This is a genomic window from Nostoc sp. (assembly GCF_036917135.1).
Lineage (GTDB): Bacteria > Cyanobacteriota > Cyanobacteriia > Cyanobacteriales > Nostocaceae > Nostoc.
This window is the reverse complement of sequence record NZ_JBALEA010000040.1, coordinates 1-15229: the sequence shown is the minus strand read 5'-3', so window position 1 is coordinate 15229 and position 15229 is coordinate 1. Positions and strand designations below refer to the sequence as shown.

At 43.5% G+C, this 15229-nt stretch carries 9 protein-coding genes; 4 read left to right on the top strand and 5 right to left on the bottom strand.

Annotated elements, in window-relative coordinates:
- The first annotated feature begins 502 nt into the window (after window positions 1–502).
- Window positions 503–3607 carry a HEAT repeat domain-containing protein gene (locus V7K50_RS11735; RefSeq protein WP_334960167.1) on the top strand — a complete coding sequence of 1035 codons (3105 nt, stop codon included), beginning with the start codon at window positions 503–505 and terminating at the stop codon, window positions 3605–3607.
- A 26-nt stretch (window positions 3608–3633) separates the two neighbouring features.
- On the opposite strand, the gene V7K50_RS11730 is transcribed toward V7K50_RS11735, so the two are convergent.
- Window positions 3634–3771 carry a hypothetical protein gene (locus V7K50_RS11730; RefSeq protein ID WP_334960165.1) on the bottom strand — a complete coding sequence of 46 codons (138 nt, stop codon included), beginning with the start codon at window positions 3769–3771 and terminating at the stop codon, window positions 3634–3636.
- Window positions 3772–3820: 49 nt separating this feature from the next.
- On the opposite strand from V7K50_RS11730, the gene V7K50_RS11725 reads away from it, so the two are divergent.
- Complete coding sequence (locus V7K50_RS11725; protein WP_334960163.1) at window positions 3821–4837, top strand: sulfate/molybdate ABC transporter ATP-binding protein; 1017 nt, start codon at window positions 3821–3823, stop codon at window positions 4835–4837.
- A 131-nt stretch (window positions 4838–4968) separates the two neighbouring features.
- On the opposite strand, the gene V7K50_RS11720 is transcribed toward V7K50_RS11725, so the two are convergent.
- Window positions 4969–7740, bottom strand: a complete 2772-nt coding sequence (locus tag V7K50_RS11720; protein WP_334960161.1) for a pitrilysin family protein — start codon at window positions 7738–7740, stop codon at window positions 4969–4971.
- A 498-nt stretch (window positions 7741–8238) separates the two neighbouring features.
- On the opposite strand from V7K50_RS11720, the gene V7K50_RS11715 reads away from it, so the two are divergent.
- Window positions 8239–8703, top strand: a complete 465-nt coding sequence (locus tag V7K50_RS11715) for a hypothetical protein (RefSeq protein WP_334960159.1) — start codon at window positions 8239–8241, stop codon at window positions 8701–8703.
- Window positions 8704–8887: 184 nt separating this feature from the next.
- Here the strand turns inward: V7K50_RS11715 and V7K50_RS11710 are convergent, their stop codons facing one another.
- Complete coding sequence (locus tag V7K50_RS11710; RefSeq protein ID WP_334960157.1) at window positions 8888–9364, bottom strand: Uma2 family endonuclease; 477 nt, start codon at window positions 9362–9364, stop codon at window positions 8888–8890.
- Window positions 9365–9484: 120 nt separating this feature from the next.
- On the opposite strand from V7K50_RS11710, the gene V7K50_RS11705 reads away from it, so the two are divergent.
- Entirely contained in the window at window positions 9485–10294 is an 810-nt protein-coding gene (locus V7K50_RS11705; protein ID WP_334960155.1) for a hypothetical protein, read from the top strand.
- Between the two features lie 86 nt (window positions 10295–10380).
- Here V7K50_RS11705 and V7K50_RS11700 read toward each other — a convergent pair whose 3' ends face one another.
- Complete coding sequence (locus V7K50_RS11700; protein WP_334960153.1) at window positions 10381–12450, bottom strand: prolyl oligopeptidase family serine peptidase; 2070 nt, start codon at window positions 12448–12450, stop codon at window positions 10381–10383.
- A gap of 33 nt (window positions 12451–12483) precedes the next feature.
- A partial coding sequence (locus V7K50_RS11695) for a hybrid sensor histidine kinase/response regulator (protein WP_334960151.1) occupies window positions 12484–15229 on the bottom strand: 2746 nt, incomplete at its 5' end.

Here is a 15229-nt window from a genome sequence, read left to right as displayed (position 1 = left end):
GAACTCCGTGAATGAGTAGTTAAACCTCATTAATGAGTCTTTAATACTCGTGGACGAGTCTTTTATACTTGCGGATGAGCTTTTGATACTTGCGGACGAGTCTTTAATACTCGTGAGCAAGTCTTTAATACTCGCGGGAGAATCTTTAATACTCGTGAGCAAGTCTTTAATACTCGCGGGAGAATCTTTAATACTCGTGAGCAAGTCTTTAATACTCGCGGGAGAGTCTTTAATACTCGTGAGCGAGTCTTTAATACTCATGAGCAAAGATCAATATCAAGTCTGTTCTCTTACTTTGCGCTCTTTGCGCCCTTTGCGGTTCGTTTCTTCATTCTCTTATTCCTGCCTGAACGCAGCATAGTAAATTTTCAAATTTGGGAAGCTCCCACAAATACAAACCTAAAAACCCAAATAAAATCTGACTTACTCAATCAGGAATCAGGAATTGCAAGCTTGGTATTATACTCATAACCGCGTGCAATCTGCCGCCTTGCCCTGATTTATGCTCATAACTCCCCGCCACACTAACAAGCTCTCCCTCTTTTTCCTTTTCTGTTTCACCCTACTCCTAACTTTCTTCCTCTCCCTCTCTTGGGTAAACGCCAAAGAAACCCCCAAACCCAAACCCCAAGATTGGCAGATTAACGGTATATTAGCAGCCCTTGATGATGGATACGACAATGTTAAGGGATATGCTCTGAAGAAATTAGTTGAATATGATCTGAAAGATTTGAAATCCTTGGGTAAGAAACCGGACGATGTTGCTCAAAAAGCTGACAAAATCCTCAAGGATAAATCCGTTGACTCAATTGTTCGTTACGGTGCAGCATCGGCATTGGGAAATCTAGGGGAGGCTGCCAAACCCTACGTCAAAGACATCCTCGACATCCTCAAGGATAAAACCGTTGACTCAATTGTTCGTTCCGGTGCAGCATCGGCATTGGGAAATCTGGGGGAGGCTGCCAAACCCTACGTCAAAGACATCCTCGACATCCTCAAGGATAAATCCGTTGACTCAAATGTTCGTTCCGGTGCAGCAGTGGCATTGGTAAATCTGGGGGAGGCTGCCAAACCCTACGTCAAAGACATCCTCGACATCCTCAAGGATAAATCCGTTGACTCAATTGTTCGTTCCGGTGCAGCATCGGCATTGGGAAATCTGGGGGAGGCTGCCAAACCCTACGTCAAAGACATCCTCGACATCCTCAAGGATAAATCCGTTGACTCAAATGTTCGTTCCCGTGCAGCAGTGGCATTGGGAAATCTGGGGGAGGCTGCCAAACCCTACGTCAAAGACATCGCCGACATCCTCAAGGATAAATCCGTTGATAAAGATGTTCGTTCCAGTGCAGCAGAGGCATTGGGAAATCTAGGGGAGGCTGCCAAACCCTACGTCAAAGACATCCTCGACTTCCTCAAGGATAAAACCGTTGACTCAATTGTTCGCTACCGTGCAGCAGTGGCATTGGGAAATCTGGGGGAGGCTGCCAAACCCTACGTCAAAGACATCCTCGACATCCTCAAGGATAAATCCGTTGACTATTATGTTCGTTACGGTGCAGCATCGGCATTGGGAAATCTGGGGGAGGTTGCCAAACCCTACGTCAAAGACATCGCTGACATCCTCAAGGATAAAACCGTTGACTCTTATGTTCGTTCCGGTGCAGCAGTGGCATTGGTAAATCTGGGGGAGGCTGCCAAACCCTACGTCAAAGACATCCTCGACATCCTCAAGGATAAATCCGTTGACTCAAATGTTCGTTACGGTGCAGCAGTGGCATTGGGAAAGATAGAACAACTCAACCTGAATAATGTTGTTGTAATTCTGGATAGCATTTATTACGCAGGTCAATCAGAATTTGAACAGTGGCGATTTTTCACCTATTTCTTTGCTGGCGGCACTGATGAAGTCAAAACACTGCTGACATGGCTGGGTTTTGCTGACACTAAAACGATTCCTACTTCATTAAGCCACGATCGCGGTGATAAAACTCTCAAAATCTTTGCCCAAGCCTGGAAACCTAGTCAAGGTTTAGAACGATTAAGGGAAGACTTAGCAAAGCAAATTGCTCTAGTTGCCAGAAAAGTCTCTTGGCAACCACAAGATATTGTTATTTTAGAAACTCACTACAACAACCTGAAAAATGCCGGATACAACGAAGCTGATTCACTGCAATCAGTCATACTTCACCTCAAAGGTTGGCAGTGGTTTTTTAACGCCAGAATTGTTATCATCTCTCACATTGCCTTTTGGCTAGCCCTCATCTTTGCCTACCCCAAATTTCCCCAAGTCCAAGCCATCTTCTTCTGGAACCCTTGGGTACGCCGGATTGTCGGCGTGGGCTATGTCGGCTTTCTCCTCACCTGGTTTCCACCCTTCCGCCGCAAATTATTTGAACCCTTCAAACCTTCCCTATTAGCCGACGCCGGCTTGGATAATTTTTATGACCAATCATACTTCCCAGAGTCAAAAGTCAAAGTTCCCACATCAGGAGACATCCTGCCAATTACCGCAGCCTTACCCAGTATTCAAGGACAAATTATCTTAGAAGGAGATTCCGGCTTAGGCAAGTCGATGTTTCTCCGTCATCTGTTGCAAAAGTCTCAGCGCATCGTCGTTTATCTCCCCGCCCAGAAATGTCATAAAGGCGTAATAGAAGCCATCCAAGACAAGCTACACGGCCAAGCCCAAGATGCCGACTTTTTGAAAAACCTGATTTACAGTGGCGGGATAGATATCTGCATCGACGGACTTAACGAAGTCACCGCCGAAACCCGCGCCAAAATCACCCAGTTTGTCGAAAGCTATTTCCGGGGCAACATTATAATGACAACCCAGCCCCTAGAGTGGACACCCCCCTCAACAGCCAAAACATATTACTTGCAGCCCCTTGAACAAGAACAAATTCAAGAGTTTTTGATCTCCCGTCAGCTGCGCCTCCCCAAAGATGCGAAAATTCAAGGTGCTGATTACGAAAAAGCCAGCATCAACTATTTAACAGAAGTCCTCAAAGATCAGCAAGCCAAAGAAGAGTTAGACGCAGCCCACCGAATTCTTTCCAATCCAATGGATCTAACAGTAGTAGCGCTGATGCTATCACAAGATAAATATCCAAACTTGTTTCGTCTGCAAGAACAGCGATACAACTTAATGGCAACAGAATACCAGCAAGACTGGAAACAAGAATTTCCACTCAAAAGATTTTCTGCCGCCGTCTACCAAATGCGACTCGAAGACAAACAAGCTATACCTGAAGATGAATTTCAGCAAGTTGTCATGTCTTTAGAAGACGATAAATACAAAATGGTAGTCAGCCGTCAGTGGCAAAATGAAAAAGGCGAAGCGAAGAAAGAATGGTACTTCCGCCACGATAAAGTTATGGATTTCTTTTTGGTGCAAAACTTTCTGGGCGAAACTAATACCGCCGAAGGACTATTAGTTGATAGAATGGGCGATCCGCGTTTTCGTGGTGTTTACTTCTTGCTGGCAACCTTACTTCCTTTAGATGCAGCCAAAGAACTGCGAGAAAAATTGATTCAATACGCGGCTGATACTAAAGACAATACGGTGAGTAATACCTTTGTGCAGTTGTTGCGGACTAGGTAATTTGGGGATTGGGCAATACGGTTCGGTTAAGGCAAGAGACGCGATAAATCGCCGTCTCTACATTCTTTTTCGGAGATGTCTATTGTAGCTGGTGCGATCGCAGCAGTTGCGATCGCTAAATCTTGTTCATCTGAAAATAACGATCTATGGTATATGTAAGACACAGTAATCCTACCAAGGATCTGTAGATTGAGTTACAGAGGTATAGCAGCAGTGGGCATAGTAGTTGAAAACGTCTCCAAACAATTCGGGAGTTTCAAGGCAGTTGATCAGGTCAGCCTGGAAATTAAGAGTGGTTCGCTAGTTGCGCTTCTCGGTCCATCAGGCTCAGGTAAATCTACGCTATTACGGTTAATTTCAGGTTTAGAAATGCCAGATAGCGGCAAAATTCTGCTGACCGGTAAGGACGCTACATACCAAAGTGTGCAACAGCGCAATATTGGCTTTGTGTTTCAGCACTATGCCCTATTTAAGCATCTGACTGTCAAGCAAAATATTGCCTTTGGCTTAGAAATTCGCAAGGCACAGCCAAAGAAAATTAAGGGGCGGGTAGAACAGTTACTCGAATTGGTGCAATTGACTGGATTAGGCGATCGCTATCCGTCACAACTTTCTGGTGGTCAAAGGCAACGGGTAGCACTAGCCAGGGCACTGGCAGTCGAACCTGATGTATTGCTGCTAGATGAACCCTTTGGCGCACTTGATGCCAAAGTTCGCAAAGACTTACGGGCATGGTTACGCCGCCTCCATGATGAGGTTCATGTTACCACGGTTTTCGTTACCCACGACCAAGAGGAGGCAATGGAAGTCTCCGATGAGGTTGTGGTGATGAATAAAGGGCGTATCGAACAGGTGGGGACACCAGCCGAAATTTACGATAATCCGGCTACAGCTTTTGTGATGAGTTTCATCGGGCCAGTGAACATATTACCTAGTAGCTCGAAGATTTTTAAAAGTAGCGGCTTTGATGCGCCACACCCCCAAGTGTTTTTGCGTCCCCAAGATGTGATTTTTGAAAAGTCTGCCAACGATGCCACTACACCTGCGACAGTGAACCGGTTGGTACATTTGGGTTGGGAAATTCAGGTGGAATTAACTTTCGATGATGGGCAAGTGGTGATGGCGCATTTAACACGCGATCGCTTTAATGACTTAGAGTTAGAACCGAAACAGCGAGTGTATGTAAAGCCAAAGGATGCAAAGTCTTTCCCAGTGTCTTATTCTATTTAAACTTTTGCTAGGTTGCTAAAGGTCAAAGACCTAACCCCCAGCCCCCTTCCCTACAAGGAAAGGGGGAGTTTGACTCCCCTCTCCGTTTCGGAGAGGGGTTGGGGGAGAGGTTCTTCATATATGTGAGGCAATTAGCCGCCCTTGGGCACAGTCTCTCCTGGACCTGCGGTGACAATCACCAGATTTTCTGGCTTAATTAAATCTTCAATTGCCTTTTGGATGTCAGCCATCGTAACTGCTTGAATTTGTTGGGGAAAATCTCGGATTTCCGCCGGTGAAAGCCCCAAGACAGCATTATCTAAAATGATGCTGGATACATCACTGGGATTAGCTAAATCCACAGGGTAGCTGTTGGTAATTGAGCGTTTTGCCGTGTTTAATTCCGCCTCACTCACTCCTTGCTCACGTAACTGTTTGAGTAGAGCGAGAGTACTGGCGATCGCTTTTTGGGCATCTCCAGGAGCAGTCTGCATTTGAATCAAGAACGGGCCGGGGTTGATGCCGGCGGCAAAACCACTATATATACCGTAAGTCAAACCTTGGCGATCGCGCACTTCTGTACCCAGGCGACTTGATAAGGTATCACCACCGAAAATTTGATTTAGCACCAGTGCTGCATAATAACGTGGATCTTTCCGAGAGATGCCATTGTAGCCGATGTAGGTAACAGCCTCAGTTTTACCGGGAATTACTTGGTTTAGACGTGTCAAAGTTTGTGGCAATGGTACGGACTTGATTTCCAGAACAGGTGGCTTACCTGCGGCTTGCCATTTACCAAACACCTGATTCAGCAAAGTTTTTAGCTTAGTTGGATCAAAGTCTCCAACTATTGCGATCGTCGTAGTATCTGGTCGGTAGTGTGTCTGATAGAAGCCAAGTAAATCATCACGAGTAATATTCTTTAAACTCTCGGCTGTGGGAAAGCTGTGGAATGGATGATTTTCAGGGTAAATTGCTTGCTGGAATACTTGCCGTCCTAAACCTCTAGGATCATCTAGCTGGACTTTCAGACTTGTCAATGCCCGTTGGCGACTCAGTTCTAACTGATCTGCGGGGAAAGTGGCGTTTTTTAAGACATCTGCCAGAGTTTGAATCAATATTGGCAGATTTGCTGAAAGTCCCTCACCGCTAATGTTAGTTCCCTCGCGGCTAGCGCTGAAGCTCAAATCGGCTCCCCGGTCTTCTAAAATTGTTGCTAGGGTCAGAGCATTTTTAGTCTTTGTCCCATTCATTAAGTTGTTTGCAGTCAGATTCGCTAATCCAGCTTTTTGATTGCCGTCAAATTCAGCACCAGCGCTAATTTGTCCACTCAGGTTAATGGTGGGAAGGTTGCGATCGCTTAACAACAAAACTTTCAAACCATTATCTAAGGTAAACTCTTCTGGTAGTGATTGTTTGCCTGAATCTGTCGCTGATGTGGTAGGTGGCAGATATTTCGCCAGTTCTGCTGGATCTACAGGCTTACCAGGGCTGAAATTTTCCACCGTGCGACTAGAACCAGCGTTAGAAGTTCCTGGTTTGCCATCTGGTTGAGTCGGCTCAAAGAAACCGATGGTTTGTTTAGCCGGATTGAGATAAGTTTTCGCTACTTGCTGCACTTGATCCGGGGTGACTTTAGCGATCGCAGCCAGATAGGTTTCAATAAAATGATAATCCCCTGCGATCGTTTGGTTATACCCCAGTTGAGTAGCCTGACTAGTGATATCTTGGTTCCCCAAAATATACGAAGCTTGCAGTTGCGTCTTCGCCCGGTTCAACTCTTCTGAGGTAACTGGCTCCTCTTGCAATTCTGTTAAAGATTCTTGGAGTACCTGGGAAATTTTACTCAACTCTTTACCTGGAGCCGCCGTAGCTTCAATTTCATACCAACCAGGTTCGATGAGTTCCGCAGCACCACCACTCACTGAACTGGCGAGTCCAGATTCCACCAACGCCTGATAAAGCCTAGAGCTACGTCCACCTGTGAGAATGGCATCCATCAAATCAATTGCTGGCACATCAGGATGTTTGATATCTGGTAGAGGATACACCGCTTGCAATATGGCTGCACTTCCAGGTTGCTTCAGGACAATCGGTGCTTTTTTAGCAACAGATAGGGAAGAAGAAGCCGTGGGTAATTTCCCTGTCTTTATGTGTCCTCTTTTTACCAACTTACCGTAAGTTTCTTTGACAACTTTAAGTACAGGTTCTGTGGCAAAATCCCCAGTAATAACTAACGTGGCATTTTCTGGGCTGTAATAGGTTTGGTAATAATTCCGTACCTGCTCCACCGTGAATTTTTCGACATCGGCTTTTGTGCCTCCCACCGATAAGCCATAAGCTCGATTGGGGAAAGCCGCTCGCATCACTGCCCGATTCAGACGATAGCCGGGTGAATTTTCGTACCCCTGCAACTCAGAGATTACCACCCGCTTTTCACTTTTTAGTTGCTCAGTCCCAACTAAAGAGTTTTCCATGCGATCGGCTTCCAGTGTCAGCAGTGCTTCTAATTTGTCTCGCTGCACTGTGCCAAAATAAGCCGTTTCGTCATAACTAGTAAAAGCATTGAACTGGCTACCCAAGGCACTAAACAACCTTCCAAACTGTACTGGACGGTCATTTGTACCTTTGAACATCAAATGTTCTAGTTGGTGAGAAATGCCATTCTCTCCCTTAACCTCATTGCGTGAACCAACTTTATACCAAACCTGCACACTCACCACTGGAGCGGTATGAACTTCTTTGGTTAGCACCGTTAAGCCATTGTCCAATACCGTTTTTTGTACACCTTGGGTGAATGAGAGAGTAGATACAGGTGCCACTGCTGTTGGTGTTGCAGCATTGGTGAAATTGCCCGACAAAGGCACGATAGTTAAGATCAGGCTCAGGAAAAATCCTATAAGCATGTATGAGCGCCGTTTCATAAGCAATGCAAAATTTCCAATTTTTAAATAAAACCCCAAAGGGCATTTCAAAACTTAAATCTAACTCAAGTTGTTAGTTATAGAGGGAATAAGACAAAAACGAAATAAAATCTCCTCAAAAAAAATTTGGCAGGGGAAGATGACACATAAACTTAAACTTATTGCCACACCAATTTTTCTGCGGTGAGTTAGCCCCTAAATTTTATTTATAGGGGCAATAACAGACGATTTTAATCGCCGCCCCCATGTTAAAATGCCCAAGATGGGTAAATTTAGTCTAGTCCAAGAAGCTGAGAAATCAGGATATTAAAACAGTGATATCTTAGGAATCTCCGTGGCTTCAGCCCAATAAATACCAATGCAAATATATTAATAACCTTTGCAATGTGTTCCATGTTACACGATTTTCGGAATATCCAGTTTTAAAATCAGCTTTAAGCCTGTTGTGATCCCATGAGGGCAGGTATCTCTGTCAAATTAGCAATAACTTTTTGAGATATGCAAACAAGAAACTTAATTGGAGCGTTTACACTAGGTATGCTGTTAACAGCAATACCTGTATTATCAGCTCATGCCTCAGCAGTACCGGACTTGTACCAGTTCCAAGGGAAGAATGTCAGCATTACTTACTCAACCACAAGCTTTACTGGCAAGCCACTTTTTACCTATAAAGATCAGCAACAGACATTAAACTTTACAGGTAATGAGCAGATCCGTTCTGTAGAAACAGAAATTGGTACACTAGTAACTGTAACTATCCGTCAGACAGTAGATACTGGCAACACCTTGTTTACCTTGATCTTACCCCGTGTAAACCTTGGAAACAGTAAATCAGCCATAGTTGAAACTAAGGGAATCACAACAAGAAACCTCTTTTCTGTGATTCCTAGATTTAACCAGGGGCAAAGACAAACTTATATAACAATCCCTTTGACTGGTACAGCCCAATCTGTCGAGTTTTAAACACAAGAGCGGTAATACTGTTTCTTTGTGAGACTGCGCCAAACTCTGTTTCAAAAGAAAGCTTGCAACACACATAAAAGTGACTTTTGGTTTGGCGCTACTTTATATCGAATTGGTATCAGCGTTAGGATTTGCCTTACCCAGAATTAGAAGCGATCGCATTTATAAAATCTCTTCTCTGCAATTACCGTTTAATTTGCTTAGGAAACTTAGAAACTAACAAAGATTGTTCTAATTCACCTTGCTCATTATAAAATTTCATTTGACCTTGTTCATTACATAACCAGACTTCAACAGCTTGAGCTTCTAAATATAAATTTCTTTTAAATTCCATTTCTTCCAAAGTGTTACCACTAGATTTTACTTCTACACAAATTTCTGGTGCAATCGATGCTGATACTTCATTTTCAATTTGACAAAATCGTTCCTCTGAACACCAGACAACATCAGCAACTTTCACACCGTCTGATGTGTTGATAGCACATTCTGGCATTACTTCTCCTGTATTCAATAAAGATTCTAATAAACGTTGGATTCTTCCTTGATAAAAAGAATGTTTAATTTGGACTGGACTCATTACAATTTGTCCCCATTTATTTAATTCAATTTTGAAGGGTAAATCTTGTAATTGTTTGTGTTCACAAACTTCTTCCCATTTCATAGTTAATATTTGCCTAGAATGATTGATTTAATTTTAACTCATATATCAATATTGAAACTCACCCTCTCATTGCAGATAAGAGAGTGGAACGAAACTCAGCCGTACTATCTCAATTAATTCATGAAGATTATCGAACAAAACCAGCATCGGCTCATTTTGCGTTTCCAAAAATCGCTTTGGGGTGTATTACTCATTAGCATAACTTTGATTCCATTTGGTCTTTTCCTTTGTTTATTGGGGTTGGTACTTCAGCGTGCTAATTATCCTGGAATCATCGCCGTAGTAAGTGGATGCGTAATGGTTGCAATAAGTCTATATACAATAATTAAGGATACAGAAATTACTACTTACACTTTTGATAAAGTAAAAAATTCCATTCTCTGGGAAAGACAAAATCGATTCAAAATTTTACAGACAAAATCTGTTGAGTTTCCGTGTCATCTTATTTCAGGTATTGAAGTAGAAGATGTCAGTGGTTCTGAAGGAGGAATATCTTTTTATCCGAGATTAATTTTGGCATCAATCTACTGGCGCTTTTATCTAAAGTCTGATGGTAGCTATGAGAGTGCTGTAAGTATTGCCAAAACGATTGCACAGTTTTTAGATATCCCCTATTTTGCTAGAAAATCGGAAGTACCTACTTCAACGCTTTATATAAAAATTATGGCAAACCGAGAACCTGGGCAATCTTCTTGGCAATACCTAGAGAATGAAGTTGAGCTTTTGCGGCAACAGTTAGAGCATCATCCTAACGATCCAGACATTCATCAAGACTTAGGAATTTCGTTGTACTATCTGAATAGATGTATGCATGGAAAGGAAGCAGTTACCCATCTGCAACAAGCAGAAAGATTATTTGAGTCTAGAGAGGATAACGATCGCGCCGCTATTGCAAGGGTAATGACAGCGCTTGTAAGTTGGAACTACTGATGTCGGGGAAAACTTTTTGTGTAAATTAATTATTGATTCAGTTAGTTTAGCCTCGTAGGGTGGCCAGTGCCAGCCCTACAAAGTTGCTACAATTTCACATCCAAAGCACGCACCAAAAAAGCCCATTTGTCTGCGGCTTCTTCGATAATTTTAGCCGTGGGTTTACCTGCACCATGGCCTGCTTTCGTCTCAATTCTAATTAGCGTTGGCGCATCACCAGCGTGAGCCTCTTGCAAAGCGGCGGCAAATTTGAAACTATGAGCAGGGACAACGCGATCGTCATGATCGGCTGTGGTAATTAAGGTTGCTGGATAAGCTGTATCTGCTTTGAGATTTTGCAATGGCGAATAAGCATACAGCGCTGGAAACTCTTCTGGATTATCTGCTGAACCATATTCGGAAATCCAAGCCCAACCGATGGTAAATTTGTGGAACCGCAACATATCCATCACGCCGACTGCTGGCAAAGCTGCACCAAACAAATCGGGACGTTGCGTGATGCAAGCACCCACTAATAAGCCACCATTACTACCACCTGCGATCGCTAGCTTCTCAGTCTTAGTATACTTATTAGCAATCAACCACTCAGCAGCGCCAATAAAATCATCAAAGACATTCTGCTTTTTCGACTTCATTCCTGCTTGATGCCATTCTTCACCGTACTCTCCACCGCCGCGGATATTAGGCATAGCATAGACACCACCCATCTCCATCCATACCAAAAGACTCACAGAAAAACCAGGTGTCATTGACACATTAAAACCGCCATAAGCATAGAGATAAGTATGGTTATTTCCATCTAATTTAATGCCTTTTTTGTACGTAATAAACATTGGCACTTTAGTACCATCTTTGCTGTGATAAAAGACTTGTTTTGTCTCGTAATTATCTGGATTAAAATCTACCTGTGGCTGGCGGAAAACCTCACTTTTTCCGGTCACCAGGTTGTAGCGATAAATAGTGCCTGGTATGGTAAAACTGTTAAAGCTATAAAAAGTTTCAGTATCATAACGCTTACCAGCAAAGCCATTGGCTGAACCGAGTCCGGGTAGTTCTACCTCTCGAATAAACGCACCTTTGAGATCAAAAATTTTAATTTGGCTGCGAGCATCTTTGAGGTAATCAGCAACGAACTGATTATTAAGTATACCGACACTTTCTAAAGTTTCCGCAGATTGGGGAATGATTTCTCGCCAATTTTCTAGCGCCGGGTTTTTTGTGTCAATGGCAATAACTCTTCCCCGTGGTGCATTTAAATCTGTACGGAAATAAAACACGCTATCATCATTGTCGATAAAGCTGTAATTTGCCTCAAACTGATTAATTAGTTCTACAACTTCAGCATTAGGGTTAGTCAAATCTTTGGAGAAAACCAAATTTTCTGAGTCACTACCCAGCCAAATTGAAATTATTAGATAACGTCCATCTTCAGTAACACCACCACTAAAACCCCATTCCTTTTGGTCAGGACGATGGTAAATTAAAACGTCTTCTGATTGGGGTTTACCTAGTTGATGATAGTAGAGCTTTTGATAATAGTTAACATCTTCTAGTTGAGTTTTTTCATTTGGTTCATCGTAGCGACTGTAGAAAAAACCTTGATGATCGTGTGTCCAAGATGCGCCAGAGAATTTAATCCACTTCAAGTGATCTTGGAGGTCTTCACCAGTTTCAACATCGCGGACTTTCCACTCTTGCCAATCAGAACCAGAGGACGATAGACCATAAGCTAAAAGTCTACCATCCTCGCTAATAGACAATCCTGAAAGAGCAACAGTGCCATCTTCTGAAAGTTTATTAGGGTCGATTAAAACTTTGGGTTGATCGTTGAGGGTTTTCAAGGTGTAGAGGACACTTTGATTTTGCAGCCCATCGTTTTTAAAATAAAAGTAGCGTTCACCTTCTTTAAAAGGGATTCCGTATTTTTCGTAATCCCAAAGTTTGGTAAGGCGCTGTTTAATTTTTTCCCTAGCATGAATTTCACTCAGATAGCCAAAAGTAACTTGATTTTGTGCCTGAATCCAAGTTCTTGTTTCTTCAGAATCAGGATCTTCTAACCAACGATAAGGATCTGCGACTAAAGTACCGTGATAGTCATCGACTTGATTGCTCTTGTGGCTGGATGGATAGGTGAGAGGTTTTTCAGAAGAAGGCATGGTCTTAGGTCAAAAGTGCTTCTTTACATACTACTAAGTATTAGTTGGACTGCTAATGAGTTTCTCCCCTTTTAACATCCGTGTCGCAGCTTCGAGGAGAGCTTCTTCGAGATAAGGCTTGGTAAAGTAGCCACTAGCACCGAGTTGAGATGCAATTTGTCTGTGCTTGTCTGCACCCCGTGAGGTGAGCATTGCGATCGGTAAGTGGTTGAGGTTTGGGTCTTTCTGGATGCGAGAGAGTAATTCTAGACCATCGCAACGGGGCATTTCGATGTCGCAAAATACGATATCGCAAGGCAGACCGGAGCGAAGTTTATCCCAAGCTTCCTGACCATCACGCGCCTGTTCTACGCGATAACCTGCCTTATTAAACGTCAGGGATAGCAATTCTCTGACTGTAATGGAGTCATCGACGATTAGCACTGTCGGGTCAATTTTCGCAGGAGAGGTATCTGGAGGAGTAGCTTTTTGTTGCCAAGAATTGCCACCCATTTGTGTAGAAATCCGTCCTTGGAAGATGTCAATTATTTCCAGCACGTCAGCAATGGGCATAATCCGACCATCACCAAGGACTGTAGCACCAGCTACACCAATGGGTTTAGGGGCTGGACCTTCAAATTGCTTAATTACAATTTCTTGTTCGCTCAACACTAGGTCAATCTGTAGAGCAATCATGGTATTTGCCGATCGCACCACAACCACCGAAACCATATCATCATCTCTGGTGCCGCCATAGACATTACCGCGACTGATTTGGCGATTGAAGGTTAAAAGTTCCTTCAGAGGTCGGAATGGTAGCACTGTATCACGCCAGGAAATAAATGATTGCCCATTGGCATCGTGCTGAATATTTTTGAGTGGTATATCCAGGGTATCTTCTACACCATCCATCGGGAAGGCAACCCTGGCTCGATCGGAGACGCAGCAAAGAGCTTTACAAATACTCAGAGTCAGTGGTAAACGAATGGTGAAGGTGGTTCCCTTACCAAGAGTAGAATCGGTGTTAACTGTTCCCCGAATTTCGCTAATCTCGGAGCGCACTACGTCCATACCCACACCACGGCCAGAAATTTCATCTGCCTGGTCTTTAATGGTAAAACCAGACTGGAACAGCAGATCGTAGACTTCCAGGCGAGACATAGCTTTTGCCTGCGCTTCTGTAAGCATGCCAATCTTCACCGCCTTAGCCTTAACCTTTTCCGAATCAATGCCTGCACCATCATCGCCTACGGAAATGATCGTTTGATTACCTTGGTGGAAGGCGCGGATGGTGATGATTCCCACGGGTGGTTTACCAGCAGCTTGCCGTTCTTCTGGGGTTTCAATACCGTGAGCGATCGCATTATTCAGCATGTGAGTTAATGGATCGGTCAGATGATCCAAAATCATCTTGTCAATTAAGGTCTCACCACCTTCGATCACCAACTCTACTTGTTTGCCACACTTGATGGCGTTGTCGCGCACTCCTCGCCGCCAGCGATCGATAGTTTGGGCAAAATGCACCATTCGCGCTCTTGTTAATCCCTCTTGTAACTGGGTGGTTACTTGGCGGAATTGCCTTGCGACTCGCTCGGTTTCTTCGGTAACAAAATCAATGTCACTAGCCGATTCACGTACTCGCACAATGCGCTCAATCATCTGCTGTGAGAGGGTGTGGAAGGGAGTAAAACGATCCATTTCTAACTCGCTAAAACCCCTATCGGCGTTGGCATCTGGCGCTTGAACACCGGGGTCTTTCTTTTTGCGTCCAGCTAACAAAGAGGCTTCTAATAGCGATCGCTCATACAACTCTTGCATCCTTGCGCCTACATCTGAGAGTTGTTGTACCTGAATCAGCAAGTTATCTAATGACTGTCGCAGCCGTTCATGATCCTGCTCTAAGGTGTTGCGATTTACCACCAATTCCCCAACCAAATTACTCATATCGTCCAGTTGCTTAACTGGAACCTTCATCGTTTCTTCAAATCTCGGAGTCCGACGAGTAGAGGGACGGGTAGCTTTGTTGGTGTTCGATTTGACTGAGGGTGAATGGGATATTGTTTGATCGGCTTCTGCCAGTAACTTCTCCAAATCACCAAATTCATCTTTGATCGCTGGTGATGGAATCGGAATTTTAGCCAAGACTGGTTGAATGTCTAGGGGCTGGCTGCGATCGCTGTCATTATCTGTACCTAGCAATTCTTCCAGGGCAGCAAAATCTAGTTCTGGTATCTCCTTAGCTTTGGGGATGGGTGCGACTTCCTCTCCTAATAATGCTGCCAAGTCTGCAAATTCATCTTCTAGAGTAACTTCTGCAATGGTTTCTCTAGTTGCCAACTCTTCAGTCGAGGCAATAATAGTATTTTCTATCTCTGACACTGGTGCCGCTTCAGATGTCTCTCCTAAATTCCAAAAATCGTTCTCGACATCTTCCTGAATAACCCTTTGTGTGAAGTCATTAACAGATTGTGAGTCAATTATTGCGGCATTTTTTTCTAATTCTTCCTGATTTTCTGCTTCTGTCAGAATAGTTTCTGTAAACAGTAAATCATTTTTAAAATCTATATTTTCTGTGAACTCAAAGGTCGCTTCTAAATTATTATTTTCATCAGGATCTAAAACTTCTGCACTCGTCTGGAGGGAATCGGAAGTTTCCCCAAAAATTATATTTTCTGATAGTTCATCCACAGGATTTTCTGTGGTGCCCATCTGAATATATGTAGAGTCGTTTGTTGCGACATCTTCAAACAGCAGTTGCGGATTTTCATCGAAGGAGCCAAACAAATCACTTGACTCTACT